This window comes from Pseudoalteromonas sp. JC3 (assembly GCF_030291895.1).
Taxonomy (GTDB): Bacteria; Pseudomonadota; Gammaproteobacteria; order Enterobacterales; family Alteromonadaceae; genus Pseudoalteromonas.
This window is the reverse complement of sequence record NZ_CP127855.1, coordinates 1,040,541-1,064,117: the sequence shown is the minus strand read 5'-3', so window position 1 is coordinate 1,064,117 and position 23,577 is coordinate 1,040,541. Positions and strand designations below refer to the sequence as shown.

19 protein-coding genes are annotated in these 23,577 nt (G+C 45.5%); 3 read left to right on the top strand and 16 right to left on the bottom strand.

All coding sequences use genetic code 11. From position 1 onward, the window contains the following. Window positions 1–87 precede the first annotated feature (87 nt). Window positions 88–1,191 (top strand): RNA-guided endonuclease InsQ/TnpB family protein, encoded by a 1,104-nt coding sequence (locus tag QSH61_RS04230; protein WP_032479266.1) that lies wholly within the window; start codon window positions 88–90, stop codon window positions 1,189–1,191. A 62-nt stretch (window positions 1,192–1,253) separates the two neighbouring features. On the opposite strand, the gene traC is transcribed toward QSH61_RS04230, so the two are convergent. The 10 genes from traC to traL all read right to left on the bottom strand — a co-directional run bounded on the left by traC (window position 1,254) and on the right by traL (window position 10,532). Beyond that, window positions 1,254–3,665, bottom strand: a complete 2,412-nt coding sequence (gene traC / locus QSH61_RS04225; RefSeq protein ID WP_008844786.1) for a type IV secretion system protein TraC — start codon at window positions 3,663–3,665, stop codon at window positions 1,254–1,256. Next, on the bottom strand, window positions 3,665–4,357 hold the full coding sequence (locus tag QSH61_RS04220) for a DsbC family protein (RefSeq protein ID WP_008305510.1): 693 nt from the start codon (window positions 4,355–4,357) through the stop codon (window positions 3,665–3,667). Before QSH61_RS04220 ends, traC begins: the two co-directional genes overlap by 1 nt. A gap of 131 nt (window positions 4,358–4,488) precedes the next feature. Next, a complete protein-coding gene (locus QSH61_RS04215) occupies window positions 4,489–5,427 on the bottom strand; it encodes a nucleotidyl transferase AbiEii/AbiGii toxin family protein (RefSeq protein WP_000356587.1) in 939 nt (312 codons plus the stop codon). Continuing rightward, window positions 5,420–6,211 (bottom strand): type IV toxin-antitoxin system AbiEi family antitoxin, encoded by a 792-nt coding sequence (locus QSH61_RS04210; RefSeq protein WP_002026815.1) that lies wholly within the window; start codon window positions 6,209–6,211, stop codon window positions 5,420–5,422. The genes QSH61_RS04215 and QSH61_RS04210 overlap by 8 nt, the downstream gene beginning before the upstream one ends. A gap of 219 nt (window positions 6,212–6,430) precedes the next feature. After that, window positions 6,431–6,817, bottom strand: a complete 387-nt coding sequence (traA, locus tag QSH61_RS04205) for a TraA family conjugative transfer protein (RefSeq protein ID WP_000180225.1) — start codon at window positions 6,815–6,817, stop codon at window positions 6,431–6,433. Then, window positions 6,814–7,386 carry a TraV family lipoprotein gene (locus tag QSH61_RS04200; RefSeq protein ID WP_148532759.1) on the bottom strand — a complete coding sequence of 191 codons (573 nt, stop codon included), beginning with the start codon at window positions 7,384–7,386 and terminating at the stop codon, window positions 6,814–6,816. Before QSH61_RS04200 ends, traA begins: the two co-directional genes overlap by 4 nt. 74 nt (window positions 7,387–7,460) lie before the next feature. Further along, entirely contained in the window at window positions 7,461–8,750 is a 1,290-nt protein-coding gene (locus QSH61_RS04195) for a TraB/VirB10 family protein (RefSeq protein ID WP_053410659.1), read from the bottom strand. 6 nt (window positions 8,751–8,756) lie between these two features. Further along, entirely contained in the window at window positions 8,757–9,650 is an 894-nt protein-coding gene (locus QSH61_RS04190; RefSeq protein WP_206471856.1) for a TraK domain-containing protein, read from the bottom strand. Further along, a complete protein-coding gene (locus QSH61_RS04185) occupies window positions 9,634–10,254 on the bottom strand; it encodes a TraE/TraK family type IV conjugative transfer system protein (RefSeq protein WP_008844781.1) in 621 nt (206 codons plus the stop codon). The genes QSH61_RS04190 and QSH61_RS04185 overlap by 17 nt, the downstream gene beginning before the upstream one ends. After that, complete coding sequence (gene traL / locus QSH61_RS04180) at window positions 10,251–10,532, bottom strand: type IV conjugative transfer system protein TraL (protein WP_000433891.1); 282 nt, start codon at window positions 10,530–10,532, stop codon at window positions 10,251–10,253. Before traL ends, QSH61_RS04185 begins: the two co-directional genes overlap by 4 nt. A gap of 288 nt (window positions 10,533–10,820) precedes the next feature. Here traL and QSH61_RS04175 point away from each other — a divergent pair, with 288 nt between their 5' ends. Further along, complete coding sequence (locus tag QSH61_RS04175; protein WP_008844780.1) at window positions 10,821–11,408, top strand: plasmid-related protein; 588 nt, start codon at window positions 10,821–10,823, stop codon at window positions 11,406–11,408. 26 nt (window positions 11,409–11,434) lie between these two features. Here the strand turns inward: QSH61_RS04175 and QSH61_RS04170 are convergent, their stop codons facing one another. The 4 genes from QSH61_RS04170 to mobH are packed head-to-tail and all read right to left on the bottom strand — an operon-like array spanning window position 11,435 to window position 16,634. After that, the gene (locus QSH61_RS04170; protein WP_053410662.1) at window positions 11,435–12,070 is read right to left on the bottom strand and encodes an IncC plasmid conjugative DNA transfer DtrJ family protein; all 636 of its coding nucleotides are present in this window, start codon (window positions 12,068–12,070) and stop codon (window positions 11,435–11,437) included. Further along, entirely contained in the window at window positions 12,057–12,617 is a 561-nt protein-coding gene (locus QSH61_RS04165) for a hypothetical protein (protein ID WP_053410663.1), read from the bottom strand. The genes QSH61_RS04170 and QSH61_RS04165 overlap by 14 nt, the downstream gene beginning before the upstream one ends. A 9-nt stretch (window positions 12,618–12,626) precedes the next feature. Beyond that, on the bottom strand, window positions 12,627–14,447 hold the full coding sequence (gene traD / locus QSH61_RS04160) for a conjugative transfer system coupling protein TraD (protein WP_053410664.1): 1,821 nt from the start codon (window positions 14,445–14,447) through the stop codon (window positions 12,627–12,629). Window positions 14,448–14,495: 48 nt separating this feature from the next. After that, window positions 14,496–16,634, bottom strand: a complete 2,139-nt coding sequence (gene mobH, locus QSH61_RS04155) for a MobH family relaxase (RefSeq protein WP_206471846.1) — start codon at window positions 16,632–16,634, stop codon at window positions 14,496–14,498. A 95-nt stretch (window positions 16,635–16,729) separates the two neighbouring features. Here mobH and QSH61_RS04150 point away from each other — a divergent pair, with 95 nt between their 5' ends. Next, window positions 16,730–17,032, top strand: coding sequence for a hypothetical protein (locus QSH61_RS04150; protein ID WP_005396790.1), 303 nt, complete (start codon window positions 16,730–16,732; stop codon window positions 17,030–17,032). A 35-nt stretch (window positions 17,033–17,067) separates the two neighbouring features. Here QSH61_RS04150 and QSH61_RS04145 read toward each other — a convergent pair whose 3' ends face one another. Beyond that, a complete protein-coding gene (locus tag QSH61_RS04145) occupies window positions 17,068–20,457 on the bottom strand; it encodes a DEAD/DEAH box helicase family protein (RefSeq protein WP_206471845.1) in 3,390 nt (1,129 codons plus the stop codon). 2 nt (window positions 20,458–20,459) lie between these two features. Continuing rightward, window positions 20,460–23,570 carry a DNA methyltransferase gene (locus QSH61_RS04140; protein WP_206471844.1) on the bottom strand — a complete coding sequence of 1,037 codons (3,111 nt, stop codon included), beginning with the start codon at window positions 23,568–23,570 and terminating at the stop codon, window positions 20,460–20,462. Window positions 23,571–23,577 lie beyond the last annotated feature (7 nt).

Here is a 23,577-nt window from a genome sequence, read left to right as displayed (position 1 = left end):
ATAGCGGTTGCTCCGAAGGAGCAAAAACTACCCGATTGGTTAATGTTAATATTTACTTTCACAAAAACAACTGTATTCTTGTGAACTATGAAAGAGATCGCTATTAAACAACGCTTTTACCCAACGACTGAACAGGCTCAATTGCTTGCGCAGACTTTCGGCTGTGTGCGTTTCGTTTATAACGCGATCCTTAAATGGCGTACCGACGCTTTCTACAACGAAAGCAAAAAGGTTAACTACAACACGGCAAGCTCTAAGCTGACCGAACTCAAGAAGCAAACTGAGTTTGAATGGCTTAACAGCGTGTCGTGTGTACCGCTCCAACAATCTTTGCGCCATCAACAAACTGCGTTTAAGAACTTCTTTGAAGGAAGGGCGAAGTATCCAGCCTTTAAGAAGAAGCGCAGCAAGCAAAGCGCAGAATTCACGAAGTCGGCGTTTAAGTTCAAAGATGGCAATATCTACATTGCCAAGTCCAAACAGCCGCTTGATATTCGCTGGTCGCGTGAACTTCCTAGCGAACCAACTACCGTCACTATCTCGAAAGACAGTGCAGGCCGCTACTTCGTGTCTATGCTTTGCCGCTTCGAGCCTAAACCACTGCCTGTTACCAAAAAGACAACGGGTATTGATTTGGGTTTGACCGACCTTGTGATTACCGCTGACGGGTTTAAATCTGGCAATCCCCGCCATACTGCAAAGTACGAGAAGAAATTGGCTCAGGCGCAACGCCGCCTTTCCAAGAAGAAGAAAGGAACTGCCAACTTCCACAAAGCCAGAATCAAAGTTGCTCGCATTCAGGCGAAGATTGCCGACTGCCGCCGCGACTTTACCCACAAACTCACCACTACGTTGATAAACGAAAACCAAGTGATTAGCTGTGAGAGTTTGAGCGTTAAAAACATGGTCAAGAATCCGCGACTTGCTAAGGCCATTGGTGACGCCAATTGGGGCGAAATGGTTAGGCAGCTTGAGTACAAAGCAGAATGGCGCGGCAGAACACTTGTCCAGATTGACAAGTGGTATCCGTCTAGTAAGCGTTGTAATTGCTGTGGTCACGTAGTTGATTCTCTACCGTTACATATAAGGCATTGGACTTGTCCAGCGTGTGAAGCGCGCTTAGACCGTGATACCAATGCCGCTATTAATATCAAAGCCGCTGGGCAAGCGGTGTTAGCTTGTGGAGCGTAAGTAAGTCCCGATTGTTCTAATGAACTTCGGGCATAACGCCTTGAAACAAGAATCCCCTTCCTTTAGGGAGGGGAGCAGTCAAAGCCTCGCTCCTTCAACAACTGAGAGATGGCATCAGCAACAGAAAGGCCTTTGCGCGTTAACTGTTTAATCGCGTTTACATCTTCTGCACGGGACGAGTACAACAGCTTGTGAAACGGATCGACGATAAGGCGGCCAATCCCGGTGCCCATCTCGGTAATAAAGAAAATCTCGGAATAGACACCCGTGACGGTATGAACCGTTTTCAGGTATTCGTAGCCGCCTTCACCTAATGGCAAACGGCCTTCTTTTTTGAGCGCGTTGATGGTTTCGGCTTTTTGGCCAAGCAGGTACATATTGGCCGAGTTTTCAGCGATGGCTTTACCTGTAGGGCTGTCGTATAAATCGTTGACCGACTGCGTTACTGTTACAGCACTGCCGCCATATTTTCGAAATCGACGGTAACCCGTCTCGATAAACTTACCGACATCACCTTGAGTCAGCAGATCCCAGGCTTCGTCAATGAACACAATCTTGCGACGATCCCGCTCACCTAAGTACATCTCCTGTTGGATTTGGTAGATAAGCTGAAGCAACACCACTTGTTGCAGATGCTTACGCCCCTTGAGCTCTTCTAACTCCAGAACGGTGAATCGGTTTTTGAAGCGAATATTGTTGTGACCATTAAAGAAGCGGCCATATTCGCCCTGTGTCGTAAACGGATAGAGCTGCTCACCCACGTCCTGCACACGTCGGTCTTCATGATTTTTTAAAGCCTCTGCCACATCATCAACCAACATGGCACGACCTTTTTTCTCCCACAGTTCACGGGTCTGACGTTTTAGGTTGGCCATCTGAAAATCGGTTAATGACTGCGTAGGTGCGGCCATTGCGGCCAATAACCCAACCAGTACATCCGCTTCTTCGTCATAGTCCTCAACGATTTCAAACGGGTTTAAGCAAATGCCACTGTCCCGCCCGAACTGTAAGAACTCACCATCATAGACTTCACACAGCTTTTCATAAGAGCGGCCAACATCAATTACCCAGCATTGCCCGCCTTCAGATAAGTAGGAGGAGATGATTTCGTTCACCAGGAATGACTTGCCCGATCCCGATTGCGCCGCGATGCAACAGTTGTAATTACTGCCCGAGTCATAAAGGGACACACTCATGATCTGGCCATTGCGGGAAACAAAGTTAATCACTGGCGTGCCCGTGCCTTTCCAATCTGCAAACAAAGGCAACAGTGGGATCACATGTCGTGTCGCCATGGTCTTAAATCGAAACAAGTCGTTCATCGCCTGGCGGTCGGCACCAAATGGCAAGGCATTCAGGAAAATGGGCAAACAGAAGTACTTGTCTTCCATCAGCTCAAACCCGAGTTCTTTGAAATAAGTTCGAGCATTTGAAACAGAGCTGATGGACGCCTCTTCCGTCGGGGAAAACAGCGTTAAGGTCATATTTGCCCGAATAGGACGATCACCTTCTTGCAAGGCTTCAAAAAGAACATCAAACCCCTTTTTCTTGGCTGCCAGCACCGGCACAAACTTGAGCATCGGGCCATAAGCCTGATTGACCGCCCATTGACGCTTCGTCTCTAAACGAGATCGCATCGCCTCGGCTGAAGGAAAGTGAATGGTGACATTTAGCAAAAAGCTGCCGCGTAAGCCGCGACTGCCCGTCATCATATCGCCCGCAAAACTTGCGGCATGACCAAACCAGATCCGCTCAGGCAAGCGCTTAAACGATAAGGTTTTAACTCGGTAATCACCCAGCATCAGACCTTGGCTATCCACCTTGATAGCTCGGTCATAATCCAACACTTGCTCTCGAAGTGGTTTATCTGCCTCACTGCGGATTGGAGATGGATTACGCCAAGAAGCATCTTTTCCCCAGTTAAGTTGCGCACTTAATGCCGCGAGCCAATTTCGGTCAGTCATCTCAGTGACGCGAAAACCAACCGTTGCCAACGCCTGAGAGAAAGAAGCTCGAAGCGCGGATGCTCGACTCAACTCACGCTCCGTCGGTATAGGACTTTCCAAAGGCAATTTGCAGGTGACGATCAGTTGAAAGTTGCGTACCTGAGTCTGGGTCGATTCTTCTATCGATTGAACCGTGCCCCCATCGAGGAAATCCGCACGTTTGCGTATCGACGCCCTAAGCAATGGATCGGATTGACGATGCCGTAAGCCCATCATGCGCTGAAGGTCGGTTTGAATATCAGGCGAGGCGTACAGGCCAAATTGCAGCAAAGTGTCTTTTGGCCAGTCGTTGTTGAGTAGAACATTAACCCTGTCTGCAACAGACTCATCACCACCAGGCAATGGGTCACATAGAAAACCAAAGCCAACACTCTGGTCTTCCATGAAAAACAGTTGCTCATCGTCGGAATAGGCCAATACTGGCAAGAGCTCTGAAGCGCGTTGCCCTGAATACAGAGAGGCTTTCATTAACGCCCCTCCAACCAAGCAGAAAGATCATAAGGACGGCCTCGGCTGATGCGACCATCATTGGCGACGATGAAAGGCACACCTTGAATGCCCAGGATTTGAGCCGTCACCAAGGTACGCTGCATTGGTTCTAAGTTGCAGGCATCATCCTGTTCTAGGTTACCAATCCGGCCATTCAGCAATGCATCGGTGGCCGCTTTTTTGTCACGCGCACAGCCAAGCTGGCGAACCTGACGCTCTGAATCAGGACCAAGCACTGGCACAGGGAGTATTTGGAAGGTGTATTCTTTGGTTAACGGTAAAGCTTGTTTCAAAAGCTCATGGCAGTGCGGGCATCGTGGGTCAACAAAGACCACCACTTTCTTTTTGCCTTCACCCAGCGTCAGTGGATTCAAATCATCCATTTTTAGGCCAAGACGACCTAAGTCCAGCGTGTTCCCCGCTTCACGAATTTCTTCAAGGCTGGTAAGCGGCTTTTTGGACCAGGCATCATAGAGCGTGCCATCAATGACGAACCGGCCACTGTCTGACATGAAAACAATACGGCCATTGCTTTCGACCGCTTTCATACCCGTGACAGGTAAAGAAACCATGCCGTCAATTTTGCCAACGGGCGACACTTCAGACACAGGTTCAGCTTGAACCAAAGGAGACAGCGCAAGCGCCAGAATGATTGGAGATAGTTTTCGCATGAGGAGTCCTCGTTAATGTAAATCGAGGCTCCAGTCTATGCAGTTGTCCTATGTGGACTCGGTTAGATAGATTGAAGAAATCGCAATCTAACTAGGGGGCTTATAGCTCGTTGAGGTTTGTTATAAACGAATTACTCGGCGTTTGCGTTAACAAGCCAATCATCAAGCACTTGCTTCAATTTATCTAATTGCTCTTGGTGTTTTGCTTGATTCTTTGCCAATTTGTTAATGTTCTGCAATTTCCAACGAATCGCTGGCAAGTCTGCTGCATTAGGATAGTCAAACAATGCCCAGTCAGGTTGCCCTCTTTTGAATGACATAAGGAAAGCATGATCTCTTTCTGTGAAATGTTTTTGCAGTTCAATTAACATCATGGGCCTAACAGAGGCTAAGTCTTCGCATTCAACTTTTTCAAAAGTCATTCCGTCAAATTCTGCCTGAAATTTCTCATTCAGAGGCTGCCAGTTTGGCGACATGACTTCATTAATAGGCCGAGGGTGACTTAATGTATAGGTTAAAAAACCCACCAAAATCTCTCTCGAAATCCCTTCACTGCCAAGTAACATACGCACATCAAATAAGTCGCGAGGATGTTGGCGATCCATTGCAGCACACAATTTCCCACCATACAGATCGGGAAGACTGACTACCTGAATCTCAGCATAACCAAACTCGTCTTCAACAGACTCTTGAACTGGCATTATTTCTGCACTATGCAATGTACCTCTGGCGACGGGCGACACTTCAATTTTGATCGTCGCAACCGGACTTGATACAACGATTCTCAGTTCATCAGCTTTATTATCCTGAAATGCCGCTCTGATATCTGGTTGAGTATTGATTCTGTCTGTAATGCGCTGCAATGCAGCCCTGACATTAATCAAAGCCTCATCTCTTGGTTCAAGTGGAAGATAAGCAAGATCAATATCTACAGATAGCCGAGGAAAATCTCTCACAAATAAATTAATGGCGGTGCCACCTTTAAGTGCAAAAACCGTCTCTGTTGCTACCACAGGAAGCATTCTTATGAGCAAGGAAACCTGTTTGTAATATGGGCTATCTTTATCCATTATGTTGTTCACCTTTTTTGACGCTTAATATCTCTGGCACTGTGATTTGATATCGCTCATCAAAACGTCCTTTTTCGACAACCTGCCGCTTTCCTGCACCCAATTTAATTCTTGTTTCATCTATGCGATTGACCCACTGGTGATCGTAGTATCGACCCAGAAATAGAAATATTCGGTTTGCCTGCACAGAGCTGCTTCGCTCAAGAATATCTTGTACTTTTCTAGGGCTAAGATTGACTAAACCCTGAAATAATTCTGCGACATGCTCAAATGAAATCAGCTTCCCAATAGCGTCTACCACTTCATAGGCAGCAAGTTCTGCACAGCTGACAGTGAGTTCTTTCTCTTTAACCGTGATCCTTTTCAAATCTTTCTCGGGATTCACTTCAAGCTTATGATTTCCACAGTAAAACCAATTCTGATAAGGGAATTCACGAAACCATTTTGGTAAGGACGACTTATTTTTAACGCAAATCCAAACTTGCTCTTTGTTCAGCTGTAAATAGTGACTCAGTCCTTGGTGAGTTAAGCTGCTCAATCCAGCCAAATGAACTGAAACGCCCAATTGCACATCTAATGCTTGAATGGCATCAACCCAAGTTGGCTTTATATCGCCCTGCGCATCTGGACGATAATACACGCCAGAACATAGCTTCTTTAGCCAACCGTTCTGCGCGTACTTTTGAGCCAAGGAATAGCTCACACCGTTTTCAGTCAGCCATTGCTGAAGTACTAGCGCACCAGGAGAAGTATGAGCAACAAGCCAGTTTATCTTAGATGACATTTTAACACCCAAAGTATGAATATCACGAACAGTATAAACCATATAGTTTATTGTGACAGTGATTTTAACACTTTAGGTATTAATATACCAAATACTGTAAACCAAGCCCGCTAATGCGGCGTTGTTGAAATGAAAAGGTCTACACAACATCACCAATAACCCGATGTTGTGTAGACCTAGTTTGATTACCTTAAGTGAACTGCCTACTGTGGTTCACATTCAGGTGCCCAGTAAAACGGCGCTGATTGCTGGAACTGTTGTGCCAATGACTTCTTGAGTGCTGGCAACAACAGGTAAGGTTGCAGACATAACACTTTCAACGACTGTTGGTGTGTTGTAGAGACCCATACCGCCACCAATGCCCAAAGCAAAAGCCATCAAGCTTTGGCGAGCGATACCGCCCACAATACCCACCAGAACCATGGCTCCCGCTACGATCCGTCCCAAAGTACCTTGGGTCCAGTCTTTTAGGGTATCCCACACATCGGTGAAAGCATCACCACCGGTGCCCGCAAATGAGGGCTCCGAAATCATTAACGCCATTAAACCAAGCGCACCAATAGTCATTAGGCGCTGAGTTTGAATGGTGCGAACTGCATTTGTCATTCGTTAGTTTCTCCGTAGATACTCAAGTTATCGCGCTTACCATCAGCTCCCGCTGAGGCTGAATCGCTTTGAGTCTGAAGTGGACGTAGCACTGGCGAAACCGTTCGAGGTGCTGACACCCCAATATCCCACCGGCGCGGTTCAATTTCGGTAAACACGTAGCTGGATAAATTCAGATCCCCACGGTCATCCTCCCAAGGCGCAATCCAAATCCGCATTACCCTTGAAGGAATGCGAATAGGTGCAGATTGCTGCGTCTCGGGTAATGCCGGATGGCTCAGCAGTCCTGTCTCTAAATCAGATTGTGAATACCCAGAGGGAGAACCAATTCGAGTCGCCACAGCATCAATCGTCTTGGGTGCAGCGCCATTACTGGTAAGCTCATAGACTTCACGAGCGGATAAACAGCGCACACCGTCAGGCATACCTGGGCATCCATATTCACTACTCCCAAGACTCAATGAACTACAGCCAGACAATAAGGTTGAGCCGACTGCCAATAAAAGTAATCCAGCTTTAGACCACTGTTTTGGCTGGTGCTTTGAGTTGTTCTGCATTGATGTCGTCATGGTTAACTCTCCTCTGGATACACATCTTATTGTCTGAAACGGACTTCGATCGGTTAGCAACATGCAGGATTTTTTCATCTTCTTGCACCTCCCCCTTGCGAAGTGGCCAACGACAACGAGGCACCACGAGTGACTATGACTTCAATTTTCCTTGCAGCGTCTACCTCTATGACTGGGAACATATTTTCAGCCATGTCCAAATAGAACTTGGCCACTCGATCCAATGCTTTACCAGTGCCTTTAATCGCAGCACCTTGTAATGCTTCTTGGCTCATGACTTGCTGGTACAGCTGAGTATCACCGGCATTACCCGTCTGAATAGTCGGAACAGGATTCACATCAAATGCGCCTGCCAAGCCCTGAAGGAATCCGGCCATCATCGATTTGGCCACCAGCTGGCCTTGTTTCGACACTAATCGGCCACGAATACCGGCTTTGCCGTCTTCACCCACGGCATAAGAATCCAGTCGTGTTTCAATGACGCCACCATCTTCTCTCACACATGAAATGGTCTCGCCTCGCAAATAAGCACGCTCAGAGCTCAAATCACCGTAACCTGCGGCGATCAAGAAACACTCTTTGATATCCGCTCTAAATCGGTTGGGTAAAATGGCTTCCTTTTGAATCCTCAGCAATGCAGGAAAAGGCTCGCGTCTTGCGGACTCGTGAGTAGGAGCATCCAAACCTGTGATCAAAGTACCTGAGATGATGCTGCCCGCCGGTAGATACAAAGGCGGCGCTTCTTGCACAACAACCTCTGGTTCAGCAACCACTTCAGGCTCAATCATACGAATCGTGATTGGCGGCAATGGAACATCTCGTGCTCGTGTACCTTGGCCATTGGCTGGCTGCTGATAGAGCGGATCAGGCAGCGGCGCATTGGCAAAATAGTCGTCTGGGTTAGACGGCAGAGGCTTTTCTTCTTTAGGCAATTCCATGGCAGATAAAGGCACTTCAAAGCGGCTATTTGTGCCTTCAACTGCTGCATCACCTCCAGCGCGAACATCATCAAGTTCCGCTCGAAGGCGAGCCAACTCCGCATTGACCTCACTTGGTATAGAAGGCGAACCTGGGCTTAGCCGTCCTGAATCAACGTCACGACGCAAGCGCTCAACTTCACGACGTAACTGTTCATTGCGCTCACTGAGTAGTTTTACGTTCGCAGCCAAACTATCGACCCCAACATCACGAGTATTGGTATCCGTAAGAATGTGCCGGATCGTTTCCTGCCGGTTCCGACTGCTTGAGCCATCGTCAGGATTAGGTGAAAACACCATCACCATAAGGATGAGACCACCAGCAATACCAGCAACCGATAGACCCCGCTTCATGTTCGGGCTCATTTGTTCCCATTGTGCTTTCATCGTTATTCACCCCCCCACAAGAAGCGAAGGTCGCAGACTTTCCACCGCTTCTTCACGATGATTGCGAACAACCACATACAACTCAGTCTTTTCACCCGGCAACAAGATATTGCGAGGCCAGTAGGCGCTTGCCACTATATCTGGTGTATTACAGGCTATTTCACTGGCTTCTATCGGCTCATCGGCAAAGCTTTCAACTAGTCCTACATAGACAGTGAAGTAATGTCCCGTCACAATTTGCCCCTGCTTAAAACCAAACTTTAAGCCCGGCTGAAAACATTTCGGGCTTGTGTCAGTTTGGCCAGCCAAACGGATGTCATAGCCTTGTGGTAGTTCATTTAGTGCAAGTCGTCTGAGTAAATCACGTAGGCTATCGACGTATGGCTGAGCCGTTTCCCAAGTGGCGGCTTTTCGGTTCACGACGCCCTTAATAGGCCACTGCTGACCATCAATAGCTAAGGTGATTTCACGCGGTGGAATACGACGGGGTACTAAGGTGACTGATAATGCGGGCGCTTCCTGACCAGGCGGAGTGATGTAAAGTGAAACCGGTGATTCTTTGTCCGTGGCCACATATACAACATTCCCCTTGATTTGCGTCTGAGCATCACTGGTTGTTCTCACCTGAGGCGATTCAAACGGCGTCACAATCCGATTCAGATGACCAAGTGCTACAGGGATCAGTTCATTAACCCCCGGTGTCATCAGTAGCGTTGTTGGCGTATCCGTTGAAACCGTATTGCTTTGAACCGGTGGATTTGCAGTAGCAGACTGCTTCATCACACTGGCTGGCACAATTGGCAATTCCACGTCTGCATACGACGCTTGAGATAACAGGACGCCACTCAAGCTCATTGCGATTAAGCTTGGTGTCATCCATCGACTAATTTTGGTTCGCATCATTCACCCTCCGGCTTTGCTCTTGGGTCAACTTTTCACGAACTCGCTTCGTTCTAGCTTGCCCCTCATACGTATCCATCCAACTGAGCTTTGGACGGTATTGCTCAATATCGATGTCAAACTCATAGGTGCGAGTTTGGCGCTGTTCATCTCCAGATGGTCCAGAGACCAAGGAATAACCGGTCACAAAGACATGGCCGGTTTCATACTCATACTCCACTTGTCTGGGTTGGAATTTGAGCGTGACTCGGTCTTCACGGATCTGTCTTGCCTGAATCTCCAGTGCATCGACCACTTGCTGGTACACCGCAGGTGAAAGCAGCGGCTCGATAGCAACCCGGATAAAAGACACATTGCCCGGCGTCACGTTGCCCATAAGCTCAGCTAGGTAGAGCCCCCAGGATTCCAAGTAAGGCTGAGTAGCCTGGTTTCGTGACACTTCAGCCGTTTCAGACAAGGTTGGCGGTTGAATGGCTACCACGGTATTGCGAGAAAATGCCGCAAGCAGCAAGTTAGATAGCACCAGCACTGCAATCAGAAACCGTTGCCATCGGTTCTCTAATTGCGTGCCTTGCCATGATTTTAAAAACACGTCGAACTTCACGGCAGATAGCTCCTGATAAATGGGTTAGGGATCGTCTTGGCTTTGGTTGGCAACAGTCCAGCCCAGTAGATGGCGTGAAGAATAAAACCATCTGGGCGACCATCACGAAAACGCCGATAGAGCTTGGTTGTTACCAACCCCAACAGGCATAAAACCAAGGCATTACCGGTAAAAATGCCGATCACTAGCCCCAACAGAATGGGAGCCATCTCGTCGGCACTCCAAAGCAGGAAGTGCGGCGGGTCATCGATATAGGACGGAATACTCACAGGTTCCATAGTCACTCCTCGTTGTTTGAATTGAGAAGTGAAGGATGCCTTGGGATTGGCAGGTTCAGTGGTCAGCTAGATGCCGAATTCTTGAAGGTTTTGAGGGTTCTACTCAGACAATACTAACAATTGATCTTTTTGATGCGGTTGATATGATGGGGATATTGGTCGTGTCGAGACCAGCTGCCCACTTTAGCAAACCCGGACGGGACGACATGCATATCAAATTTATTTTTTGCTTAGGTTTTTTCTGCGACCTCGGCAGTGGGCACCGTATTCGCTAATAGGAGAAACTCAATGCAAATTACTAAAATCATTTCCTCTGCCACGGTTGAACGTTTAAAGCAAAAAGCACGAAAGCTTAAACGTGAACAATCCATTACACACACTGAAGCACTCGATGAAATTGCAGTATCTGCTGGTTTTAATCATTGGCATCAGGTTGTACAAGCTAATGACGTACTGAAACCATCAGAGGTGGCATTATCTTCTGGATGTGTCATGGCTTTTGATGTCAAAGATGGTATGGATGTCGATACCAGTGATGGGATCTTAATTGAAGACCACTTCTTGGAGACGCTTACTGAAAAGCAGCTATTCGAAATTTATGCCAATTCCCCTGATGAGGACGATGAGCAAAACAGGCCACTAAAAGAAACGCTATCGGATTCAGAGCTTCATGAGTATTTTCGAGATGATTGCTCATTCATGTACTTTCGCCTAGCCGCGTCTCATGCAAACAAACCGCTGAAAGAAGTATTGGCTCTTATACGACAGTACTCGTTTTGGATGCCGCAATATATTTGGCTTCAAGGTCACCTTATTGATACTTATCATTTGCCAGCTGAAGACGAGAATGGCAATGCCGTAGGCGTCAGGTTTTAGCTCTACAAGATGAGGCCTAACTGGCCTCATATTTTCTTCTGCAAGTGACTTAACGCCAACCCCGCCATCAATGCCAAACCAATGATCAGCGACGGCAACACCACCGGTGGAATAGCCAGCGGGGCGAACAATCCCATAAACAGCAAGATGACGCCTGAACCCAGAATTATCATGCTGTAGCGGTGAATGATTGGGCTCGAAAAATCAAAGGTTGTCTTCTTGATCTTCCAGGTCATCAAGCCGTCCCACAACGCCGGTAACATGAGAATAAGCGCAAAGGGCAACCAGACCATCAGCAACGCAAATCGAGTGAACACTTGGTACAACACATCAAAAAATGCCTGAATACGGTCTTCTACCCAGACAAACCAAAAGCCTCCCATGTTCTCCATCCCTTTAGAGCGCAGTCGCTGCTCTTCAGTGGGGATTAGAAAATCACGCACAGATTGCTCCACCTGCGTATCCACAATCCATGACTGATACCAGCGATGGCTAGTTTGACCAATCCAATGGCTTGTTTGTGAGCCCAATTGGTTTTGGATCATCTGCTTCTCTTTACTGATGACCCGGCCAGTCCAATCACCGGGCACTAACACGCCAATGGCAATAATCTCTAGCATCAGTGCCAGACACAGTAGCCAAACCGACTTATGCTTGCTCATGCCAAACATCCTCTTCAACTCGCGCCAGCATGGCTGCAACGGTTGGCGTCATAATCCGGGCTTTAATCACTTGTTGAAGCCGCTTTGTCGTCGTATGACCACTGACATAACGCACATCGATGCGTCCTTCAGCCAAATACGCCATCCGATTTGGACGATTACGAATCCAGGAGTAGAAATACACACCATCTACGGCAGCCCACTCGAAATGATCAGGGTCACGCAGCCGAATCCCCGTTAAAGCACTGGCGGCAGTCCAGGTCAGTGCCTCAATGAAATGCCAAAGGCGTACACTGTCATCATCACAACTGACTTCTTCATAACTGCCCAAACCATTACAAAAGCACAAATCAAAGATGGAATGGCCATCTAACGTGAGCGCATCCGTTAAATAGTCCGCTAAACAGTGTACTGAAGCCAAAGCATGAGGCCAGTCTGTTTCAAGCAGTCTTAAAGCTTCCTTGAACTGAGGGTTATGTTGCTGCCACTGAGCGAGCATTTCTTTACTGGTAAGTGTTGTCATTTTCAGACAGACAGAATGATGCATACAGACTCCTTATGCTGCCTGTGTAGAGCTGGTTAAAATAGGAAGGCGACCCTTAATCACGCGGCCACCTGAAAGCTTGGCGATGTACTCCAGGTTGGGAAGCTGGCCTAATAACTGCGGTGGAAACATATCGCCTTCTTCCTCCATCAAGCGTTCGCCATGATTGCCGGTAAACAACGCGGGGCTGTCCGAGTTGGACGACATACCTTGAGTTTGCATGATGTACTGCAACCGAGTCTTAGGCAGATTGTCGGTAATGTACTGCTGCGTTTCGGCATCCATCACCCGAAGGGCTATCAAGTTGTTAATGTTACCTAACACCTGGCGAGCCTTAGCTTCACTGCCTGTTCGAGCTGCAAAGTCAGCAAAGGTTTGTGTAGCAATTACACAACGCATTTTTGCGCCACGGCCTTTGTTGAGCAGTTGAATGAAGGGATCGTTGACGACTTCAGCCGCCTCATCGATGAAGATATTTACGGGACGATTTTCAACACCATAGTTATAGCGGTCACCGGCCACGGCGGTGAGATCGGATAAAAGCAACGAACCAATGGCGCTGCCAACCATGGCGTCGGTCAATGAATCCAAGCCGATATAGGCCACTTGGGCATTGTTGATAATACGGCCAGAATCCGTAATTAACCGGCTGTCATCTACATCATTTGCAATCGGTGATAGCAATGGGCCTAGTTCACTTGATGTGAGCATATTGAGCACCGGCATCAGTGAGGCCACCATCTTGGAATAGTGGGTTCTGTCATGCTCAAACATACTCAAAAGGCCTTCCAAATCGGTATTGGCGGCAACGGGCTGAATGCGTTCGTAGTAAAAAAGCAGCATCGCCATAGCTTGTTTAGCTAAGGTGTTGGCTTTTTCGGTAAAGCGCTTGATCTCCACACTAAAGTTCGGATACACCTGCTCACCCCAGGCTGTGACGGCTTTTACTACCAAGCCTTCTGGACCGCCTTCCAAGAATCGTCTCAGCGTTTTCAGATCAGGACGCTGTGAAGTAAGCAACAAACCTTGCACTATGTTATTCAGTGCCATTTGGCCAAATGCTTTAAATGGATCAGCACCGGTTTCAGATGGGATTAATGCCGCAATTCGGCTGGCAATTTCAGTGCCCCGGTTAAAATTCCTCAGGGGATTAAGTCGTACTGAATGCTCTGGAAAACCTGGATGAAAATACACAAAGCGTTCAGGACTACCGGCGGCAATACAGGCTCGCTGTGCATTATCCTTAAGTTCTTTGTCTCCCTTGGGGTCAATAATAATCACGGCTTCATTGCGCAAAATGGCCTGAGTGATCATCGCATCAAAGCATCGTGTTTTTCCCGCACCGGTGGTGCCGACAATTAAGGTGTGCCCCTCAGTGTGACCAACTGGCTGGTAAACATCTTCTTCTTTGGGCTCAACACCATGAATCCAGGTCGAACCCATTTGTTTGCCGTGACCTTGGTTAAGCAAGGTTTTCTTATCCCGCTTTAAGATTTCATAAGCGCGTTGAGCATGACGTTGGTCCCACTCAAAGCCATACCCTAACCACAATTCATCAGGATGTTTTGCCATCACTTTTTGTAAATGCGACAGCGCCATAAATGCCAATGGTTTGCCTTTTAGCCCCATCTGCAACTTATAAAGGCGATAAGCCTCAGGCAGGCGATACAACGCCATGCCCGAGGAAATCCCTGTCATCCACCAAAATGGCTCAGGTGGTAACTCTGTCAGCATTTCTGCGGCAATTGCCCCAGTTGCCCCAACCAGCCAACCTGCTGCTGCCATGGCTTCATAGTTCGTGCGCCAGGGCATCTCGTATGCGTTTTCTTTCATTCATGCTCCGCAAAATAACCGTTTGCAATCCACTTAATTTCAAATGGATTAACGTTTAGCGTGAGCGGTAAACAGAACCGTTTCCCCCTCATCAAACTGGCATTGGTCACTGGCCGAGATCCCCCGAAGCAGCTGTCCGGCTGGAATGCCGTGCGCATTGGCGACTTGGCGTAAGGTTTGAATCGTGACGCGAATACCATCGGCACTATGATCCACGTCTGGGTAATCGCCATCGGTCAGTAAGATGGGCAAATCTTTCACAAAATTAACCATCTGTTGCCGCTGCGCGTGTTTGGGGTCTGTACTTGAGTTCGCATTGGCCACAATCGGCTTTTGCTTGCGCTCCGCTCTTGTGGCAGGTTCTTTTGCTTGGGCATTGGTTGTCTTAGTTCGACTCGGTCGCGGTGAAGCCTCTTCGTTCTGAATTGCTGCCGCTGATTCTGCGTCTTGTTTGGGAAGGTCAATCAGTGCAGTAAGCCCTTTAGAAATCGATACTTTCAGCAGCAACCCTTGCTCCTGAACGCCATCATTCGTAGTAATAGTTCTGGCTTTACGCGTCGGGTTTGCGGGATCTAATTCAAGCCAATCTAATCGACTGAGTTCAGCAAGCAGTTTTCGGGGGGCACACCAAGGTCTTACGGCATCGGGATAGTGGATCAGTATCTGTTCACCAACCATAACCAACGCACTGCTGGCCTCTGGGAGCCACGCTAAAGATTCAGGTAGATTCAATGCTGCTTCGTTTTGCTGATTTACGTTATCTGCGATAGCAACATCGCTTGAATCGTTTGGCTTTTCGCACTCATCACCTGGAGCATTTTCAGTTGCCTGGGGGTTATTAACATCACTGGCATGACGAAGTTCATCATCTTGCTCGGACGAGTTTGTCGATGGTGACTCATCCAATTTTCTATGTTCGATTGATGATGACTCTTCAGGCAAGTCTGAATGCTCTCTGGAGCGACTCTGTGGCTCTGCTTGTGTTTGCTGTGTTGCTTCCCACTCAGATTTGCTAAACAGTCTCACGCTACTTGGTACATTCGAGCTGAACAATAAATCGGCCTCAGATATATGCAGCATGGGTAACCAGATTGGCTTGTCGTCTTTGATCAGCACTTCAGGGGCAAGGCTTTCATATCGCTCATTTGAGACGGATTTAGTGGCCAATCCTCGCTCAATGAGGATGTCCGCAAGGGTATCGGGATCTCTTGGAATGCCAGGTATCTTGTCTTTGGCCAACAGCTCAATGATGTCCTTAGCTGCACTTTTCCAGACCAGGTAAAGATTGGTTGATTGATTCAATTTTCGTACCCAAACTCTGGCGTCTCGCTGATTGACTAACCATTGGGAACTGGCAAGTAATCGCCTCATGGCATCAAGTAGATAGCGTTCGACTGGGACACCAAGGGCATTGTCGTCAACGGAAATTCGTTGAGCTTTCAGGTCTCGCTGGACACTGGTTTGGTCAGCTTCAATGACCAATTTAGATAGGGCATGCTCGGGATCGGTATTGCCAATTGCTTCCAGCATGGCTTGCAAAATCTCTGGGCCCGGCTGGGTTAACCAAGCGAGCAACTCAGGTGTCATCACCCGGTTTAACACCAGAATTGAGAATTGCTCGTGCCGCTTACACCGTCCGTCGCGCCAGCGAATGAAATAGCGTTCAATGCTGTTATTAGTGGTCCACTGAGATAAGGTTTCTAAAAAAGGGTTCCACTGATAGCGTCCATCTTCGTCTGTGATGGACAAATCTGAAACAGGCTTACCAATATCATGGAACAAACCGCCAAGAGCCGCCGCGACACGCCACCTTGGCTCTAGCTCTTTTTTCTCAACCGGTGTGCCACTGGCAACAAAGATGATCCCTTCAGCTGCTTGTGCCGCCCAGAAAGCAACTTCCAACGAGTGACGTAATAAACCACCAGCGCCACTGTGATGATGATGCTCAGACGCTGGCAGCAAGTGAACATAGGCCGCCAGATGATCAATGCAGGGCTGAATCAACCGTTGAAAATCACGCTGGTTAAAGCCAAGTACCTGGCGCAGTTTGGCAATTAGCTCGTCTTGTGTGGACTGCAAATCCTCGGGGGACGCAGCTGGCAACCCTTTCAGGAATGGCGGGTAGCGTGGAATTTCAGATTCAGTTGACTCAGGTTGGTGTTGCGACTTTAAAAATCTACTAAGCATAAATACCCCTGCAAAAGTGGTATCATCCTTAGTAAATGGCAATATCTGTCATCAGATAAATAATCGAATCTTTTAGCTATTTAAGTGGCAAAACTATGAAACAACTGAATACATACGATACAAAAGAAGAAGGTGAAGCGGCTCTTGCTAAAATCGATGAACCCAAGCGTCTTGCTAGCGAGCGCGATGCCACTGAAACGATTTATAACTTATTTGGAGTTCCTAGCTGGGGAAATTTTTATAAGCTTGGAATGTTCAACCTGAACGAGCTAAAAGACATCATCCAGAAAAAACAAGATGGGTTAACCTACGATGAAAAAAAGCATCGTGAGATCATCACGATGCTTCAGTATGTTGCTAAAAATTTCGAGTTAGAGATACCAACACATTGGATGTAATCGAAGGGCTTTTCAGCCCTTCAGGCCTGCCTAAGCTAAGCAACCATTTTTCTAAACAACTTCTCTAAATAAACCGGTCCAGTATCTTCCATAAATAAAACATTACGCTCTTCAAGTTTATCTTTGGGCTCAGACACGTTGATCAAATCCGAATGCAAAGTTTCAGATACGATGAAAGCACTTAAGCTTAAGTCTTTATCAGCGAGCTTCGGCTCTAATGCTTTAATTTCAGAATACAATCCAAACTTAGCGTCATCTAAATTCAGGTTTCGAATACCTTTGGGATCAATAAGGCTAAGCCATTGCTTACCCGTCTTATCATCCACTAGCCATAATAGAAAATCAGGATAAAAGTTCCCCGCAGTTGCAAAACCTAATCCTTTTGATTTTGTATCAGCGTTACGTAGAAGATATAAGCTCTTATCACCGATGATGTCCTGGCCTTTTGGTGTTTCAATAAATGCCTCTAAATCTTGAATAAAAGTAATTTCACTTGGCGCATCAAATGCCATAGGTCGCATTTTTAAGGGCAAGTCAGCATTTTTTTCAATCGAGAGAAGTGGATAGTACAAATGCTTGTCAAAAGTCACAGCTACCATTCCTGGAGCATTCCATTCTTTAGCTTTGCCAATATCCCCTTTAGCAACGATATCCTGCAATTGCTCCAATCGCTGAGCATAATCCAAGCCGTCATCTGATTCCTCAATTTCAAAATGATACATTTTGATCATGCCAGGATCGTCTTCCTGCACTTGCGTTACCTGATAGAATTGTCCTTCGTAAGCATTCTTCAACGCGTTATAAAATCGCTCTGTATAGTCAAGCAACAGGCGCAACATAATATCTTCTTGCTTCTTAACATCAGAAAATTGCTTGATGTCTAGCTCTGATTTCGGAATAAGCAGTGTGTACCACTTGTTTGAAAAACCACTATTCCCTAAACAAAAATCCATTAACCGTTGCTTATCAAGACGAAGATTCGACCAGCCTCGCTGCAATTTATAATCCTGAACTGCAAGGTATAAGCGCTCAAAGTCGAATGCAGAAATTACTTTATAATCGAGTTTACCTTCAAATCGAACATTGACGGGCGTGTTGTCGCCTTTTCTATTTGTATCAATGGATTCAAGCTTTGGATACAGGTCTAACTTCACATGAGGAAGTTTAATTTTCCCTTCGAACTCAGCAGGAACTTGATATAACTCAGGAAAATGAACACGCTTAAAGCCGTGCTTCTGATTATCTTTATACCCATCTTTCAATTTTAGCGTTTTCAACTTGGTTGCCGGTAAGTTAGGACGCGTTTCAAAATTCAGCTCTAATATTTCATCACTAGGAGTAATCCCTTCGTCTTCAAGATACTGCTTGAACGTTGCCATGTAATCGGCACGAACACCAAAAATGTTCAAAGTTTCAAGCTTATCTAAATGAATTCCCTTAGGTCGCTGCCCCGGAGTGCTGCGCTTTAGCGAGTAGTCACGTCCTTTTAGTCGTACACCTCTACCAAATAGCTGAATGATCTGCGAACCTTCTCCACGTCCCATATTCAATAGGCCCATAGTTGATACACGCCAACTACTCCAGCCTTCGGTAAACTTACGAGAACCAATCAAGATATGCAGCTTCGAATCTTTATCGTTCAAGGTATGAAAGAGTGATCTAGCAAAATCATCTCTTTGATAATCAAATGTAGTATCCTCTTCACACATCTTATAAAGCGATGGTGAATCACCAATGTTAATCAAACCAAATGGTGCAGCTTCGCCAACCTGAAGCGCCAACTCACCTTTACTACCTATCAGATTTAATACTCGAAGACGCTGACCTGAATGTGTTGTGTTGAATAGCTTGCCAAGAATATCGGCATAAATATCTTCAGGACCATTCATCAAAGCTATAAAACGCTTCTCAAAAATATTCCGATCTTTGGTATCGAGAATCCTCGCTCTGTTATCCACCAAATCTTTTATCCAAGCTTTAGCTTGTGCTTCATTATTCAAGAACCAAGCTAGAAAGCGTAAGACAGCATGAATATCAGAATCTTCACCGCCAACAGTGTTTCCCACAAACACCCAAAGTGGTTTTTCAATGTTGAACTCAGCTAACTGGTCTTTGTTTTTAGTGAACAAATATTGCTGTTGGTAGAAGCTGAGCAAACATGCAGTGAAGTACTCATAACGTCGCTCATCTTGTTTATCTTGCGCTGGGTTCAGGTTAAGGATTAGTGACTCTTTTCCATAACCGTCCTCGTAGAAAAATTTATACGAGTAATCAAATAGCACTGATTTGCCATACACTTCGCGTGTTGCTTGAATGCGAGCGTCACGCTGCTCCTCTATATCTAATTCCAATTGTGCTAACTGTTCTTCAGTTAACTTACCTAACGCTGTCGTTTCGAACAGCATTTTAGCTTTCTTCTTTTTGATATCCGCTTCAACTGAGTCAACCGTTTTACCGTCGGAAACAGCCTGACCAAAGGTGGCAGAATACTCAAAGGCAAAACCATCGCGGGTCAACTTGTCACGACGACGCATCCAAGCACCAGCAGCAGTACCTGTACCTTTATGGCCTTCATCAATTAGCACAAGGTTTTTACCTTCAAAAGCTTCAACCGCTACCGTTTTGTCACCCATTTCATCTGCAAGTTTATTGATATCAATAACTTCAATCGTGCCTCTGAACGGTGTTGGCTTAGACTTATCAAACAACTGAATATGAGAAAAACCTGAGTCATACAGTTCATTCATATGCTGCTGTGACAAGCGCTCATCCGGTGTTAACAGAATGATCTTGTCAGGGTAATGGCTGGTATTTCCATTTTGAAAATAATGCAAATACTGCAAAATATTAACGTGTAATAACAACGTCTTACCTGAACCCGTAGCATTCCAAAATGCCAGCTTGTTCAAATCATCCAAAATATACTGTCTAAACTGATTGGCTCTGTCTTTCGCTGTTTTACTGTTTTCTACATTGTAAGCTTCAAGCTCGCGATTCAGCCCATTAAGCAGCTCTTGTTTTCGATTGAAGTGCCAGTCGAGATAAATCTCTGTAAACAAGAGAGACAAGTACTGGAAATACTTCATATTCAGTACCGTATCTTCTTTACGGTTACGGTGCTGCGTGATCTGTTGCCAATGCTTAACAATGTTCAAGTCGTAGCGACGCAGCTCATCAAGGTCGATTAAATCGACCTCAAAGAGATAGTTACTCAACTCATGGAAGAACAAGCTTTGTCCATCCTCATGAATGCCTTCAAAACGGTCTTCGCCTAAACGTAGTTTTAAACCTTGCAAAGTCCCATCTTTGAAAAAGCGAAACATAAAACGGTTAAGCACCAGTTGTTTATGGAAGCTTAATTTACTATTGCTTTGTTTTTTTACTGCTTTCCCAGTAGACGCAGCTTTTTGTGGAGATCGGGCCATGCTTAAATCTCCTCAGCAAACATCAGGCTCAGGAATTCCGGCTCAATTTGACGGAGTTTTAAGCTACGCATCACATCGCCCTCATCACCATCAACAGTAAATGCTGTTGGCAAATTGTGGTCGCCATTAATGTAAATTACATCAAAGGTCTGCTCTTTGGCATACACATCAAAGCGGTTAGCGTAATCATTAAGTTTTTCATAACCAATTTTGTCGCAATCTCGCCACAAAATAAGGGTACGCTCACCACTTGGTAAAGTCCCTTCAACACGAACAAATCCACGCTCGATATTCGATTCAATCGACTTAACATGTAAGCCAATCAAAAAATTAAACGTTTCAACCAAGTCGATCGTTTTAGGCGCTGTTGCACCAGCAGAATCATCGGAAATATTCATTCTATAACTAAATGGTTTCCGAAAATCACTTGTGTTCAAGAAAGAAGCTTTTGCCTCCACTTCAATCATGTACTTAATCAAGTAATCGTCTTGTATATCAGAGTCAATACCTTTAAATAAATCTTCTGTTTGTCTCTTACTAAGGAAAATATTATTCAAAGAATCTTCATAACTCTCTAATTTAATAACTTTTATTAATGATGAAACACCATCATTGTGTAATAACGATTTACCATTCTTCCAAGAGTTACTGTAGGCAGACTTAATACATCTAGGTTTTGTGGCCGAATTAAAATACTCCCCTTGTTCGACCAAAATATATTTCCGATTCCCGCCATCAACTCTATTCAGGTTATTGACAGCATGAGCAGTAGTACCAGAACCTGCAAAATAATCTATTACATGAAAATTAGTTTTACCGTAAGACTGCATCCAAAAGGTTTGCTCCAATGTCTTAACCGACTTTGGATAATCGAATTTGTCGCCCAACCCCATAGAATCTAGAATGTTTGTGCCTTGTGTGCCAGCATTAAAATCAGAACCAGTCCAGTTACTAAAAAGAGTCTCTCTTTTACCTTTATGGTGTATAACTTGCTTAACAGAGCCCCTTTCTGTCATGATTAACTCGCCATTTTCTACGCGTTCCTTCCCTGTATTAAAACTCGACCTCCAAACACGCTCTTCTCCTGAGGAGTTAATGGGGTAAATCCTAACTAATCCATTCGCAGTATTCTCAATTGGGTATTCGGAGCCTAGTTCTGGTGGTTCTTCCACACCGACAAACTTTTTAGCCTCGGAATCCCACAATAGAGCATAAAAGCTTTTCCACCTGCCATACCTGTAATTGTTTTCTGCTGTTCCACTACGCATGAATGGACGTTCTTCGATTTCATCTGACTTTGGTGCACCCAAAAGTGCAGGAGCATGAGAAGGAGATGCAACTATGAAATACTCATGAGTCCTAGACAGCCTACCTCCAGAACCTTGAGGATGATGATTTACAACAATTGTGGAAATCTCGCAGTCGCTATAACTTTGCTCAATTATCTTATATGCATTGTTGTATTCATAATCATCTATTGCAAAGCCAAAGCTAAATTCGCTTTTTAGTAGTCTGCGGGATAGTGACATAGTGTTATTAATTAAGCTAAGCCAACTTGAATGTTCAAATTGATTCTTATATAGAATTTTTGAATGAACAGTATTGTATGGAGGATCTATATATATGAAATCTATGCTGCTTTTATATTTTTCAGATATCAAATTTAGCGCCTGATAGTTGTCGCTATTTATGATAACCCCGGTTACTGAATTATCTATATCATCCAAATCGTTATGTAAGTTTTCTTTAAATGAAGCATCGAAGAAAAGCGTATCACAGACCAAATTAGGGTAGGATTCTCTAATCGTTTCACGAGATAGACTTTTAGCTGCGTTCTTATCAATTAAGCCCAAATTTATCCATTGACTAATTTGCTCATCGTTTTGGACTATTTCATCCAGGAGGGAATCAGGAATACGATCAACTGATATTAGATAATCTGTATTAACAACAAACTTTTTCTTAGTCCACAGTTTCTTTTGGAAATTCTCAAGTTGTGTCAAGAAGGTAATTAATTCTTGAGCCACAGTTCGTAAACACTGGATCATTCGCAATTGCTTTTCGATGTTCGCAAACACTTCCGCATTTTGAACATTATCCAAGTTCATCACTTCATTCTTGATGTAAAAGTCCAGCTCATTACTCAAGAATCCGCCGAGATCTTTGTGAATAAAGTAATCTGCGGTATTACGCTGAGTGTAGGTGGTAAGATGGCGTTCAAGCTCTGTGCGGCTAGGGTTGCTTTCGGTTGGCGCTCGTTTGGAAAGATCCGCCCAATACTGTTGTACTTGGCTATCTGATAAAATAGTAGCGATCGCTGTTTGCACTAAGGCATCTTGCTTGGTGCCTTTTTTCATCGCTTTGTATTCGAAATGAATGACTAATTCTTCGGTTTCAACTGATTCACCGTTAATAATTTCTGTCGCTTTTACAACTTCAACTGGTTGATAATTCTGTTCAAACTCTTCTCCATCCTCGTCCAATTTGGTGCGAGTATGGGGCTCTATGAGGACAAAGCGACGGTCAGCATCGTTATCTTTACGATTATCCTTGGCGGTATCTGCCGACAGCAGTTTGAAGCTTACCTTACGACCATCATCGAGTTTGAAAGCATAGTTGGCAAAGTTCTCGCCGCTTTTAATGTAATACTGGTCTTTATTGGCCCAATGCAGCATGACTTCTTCACCTGCATAGGGAATAGCATAAGTATCACCTTTATAGCGGCGCTTGCTGATAAAGTCACCGTTATCGTAATAACGAGAAAAGAATGTGAGCAGATGTGAGAATACGGCATTTTCATGCTCGCTAGCACCGGTTGCAGTTTCAGCTATTTGCTTTTTCAACGCCTGAACTTTTGGACTTTGATCTGGCTCAAATCCCGCTTCCGTTGTCGCTTTTATTACAGCTTGGAGTTGCTGCTCAAGATCAGCTTTATTCGCATTTCCTGCATCAGCCAATGCAGTTTGTATTTTTGATTTAAGCTTATTGTCTAGGTAGTCATTTATCTCGTCAGCACGCGAATTGAGGATACGGTAAATGCCAAAGTCCAACTCTGGACGGTCAATCTGAAAAATCTCTTTTAGCTTTTTAACTAGCTCGTTGTACTTGCTCATAGTCTTC

What these genes read in the sequence shown, in the direction of transcription:
- QSH61_RS04165 (WP_053410663.1), bottom strand. Translation starts at nt 12,617, where the DNA reads ATGCATCATTCTGTCTGTCTGAAAATGACAACACTTACCAGTAAAGAA.
- QSH61_RS04170 (WP_053410662.1), bottom strand. Translation starts at nt 12,070, where the DNA reads ATGAGCAAGCATAAGTCGGTTTGGCTACTGTGTCTGGCACTGATGCTA.
- traC (WP_008844786.1), bottom strand. Translation starts at nt 3,665, where the DNA reads ATGAAAGCCTCTCTGTATTCAGGGCAACGCGCTTCAGAGCTCTTGCCA.
- QSH61_RS04175 (WP_008844780.1), top strand. Translation starts at nt 10,821, where the DNA reads ATGCAAATTACTAAAATCATTTCCTCTGCCACGGTTGAACGTTTAAAG.
- mobH (WP_206471846.1), bottom strand. Translation starts at nt 16,634, where the DNA reads ATGCTTAGTAGATTTTTAAAGTCGCAACACCAACCTGAGTCAACTGAA.
- QSH61_RS04190 (WP_206471856.1), bottom strand. Translation starts at nt 9,650, where the DNA reads ATGCGAACCAAAATTAGTCGATGGATGACACCAAGCTTAATCGCAATG.
- QSH61_RS04215 (WP_000356587.1), bottom strand. Translation starts at nt 5,427, where the DNA reads ATGGATAAAGATAGCCCATATTACAAACAGGTTTCCTTGCTCATAAGA.
- QSH61_RS04145 (WP_206471845.1), bottom strand. Translation starts at nt 20,457, where the DNA reads ATGGCCCGATCTCCACAAAAAGCTGCGTCTACTGGGAAAGCAGTAAAA.
- QSH61_RS04210 (WP_002026815.1), bottom strand. Translation starts at nt 6,211, where the DNA reads ATGTCATCTAAGATAAACTGGCTTGTTGCTCATACTTCTCCTGGTGCG.
- traA (WP_000180225.1), bottom strand. Translation starts at nt 6,817, where the DNA reads ATGACAAATGCAGTTCGCACCATTCAAACTCAGCGCCTAATGACTATT.
- traD (WP_053410664.1), bottom strand. Translation starts at nt 14,447, where the DNA reads ATGAAAGAAAACGCATACGAGATGCCCTGGCGCACGAACTATGAAGCC.
- QSH61_RS04220 (WP_008305510.1), bottom strand. Translation starts at nt 4,357, where the DNA reads ATGCGAAAACTATCTCCAATCATTCTGGCGCTTGCGCTGTCTCCTTTG.
- QSH61_RS04200 (WP_148532759.1), bottom strand. Translation starts at nt 7,386, where the DNA reads ATGACGACATCAATGCAGAACAACTCAAAGCACCAGCCAAAACAGTGG.
- QSH61_RS04230 (WP_032479266.1), top strand. Translation starts at nt 88, where the DNA reads ATGAAAGAGATCGCTATTAAACAACGCTTTTACCCAACGACTGAACAG.
- traL (WP_000433891.1), bottom strand. Translation starts at nt 10,532, where the DNA reads ATGGAACCTGTGAGTATTCCGTCCTATATCGATGACCCGCCGCACTTC.
- QSH61_RS04195 (WP_053410659.1), bottom strand. Translation starts at nt 8,750, where the DNA reads ATGAAAGCACAATGGGAACAAATGAGCCCGAACATGAAGCGGGGTCTA.
- QSH61_RS04140 (WP_206471844.1), bottom strand. Translation starts at nt 23,570, where the DNA reads ATGAGCAAGTACAACGAGCTAGTTAAAAAGCTAAAAGAGATTTTTCAG.
- QSH61_RS04150 (WP_005396790.1), top strand. Translation starts at nt 16,730, where the DNA reads ATGAAACAACTGAATACATACGATACAAAAGAAGAAGGTGAAGCGGCT.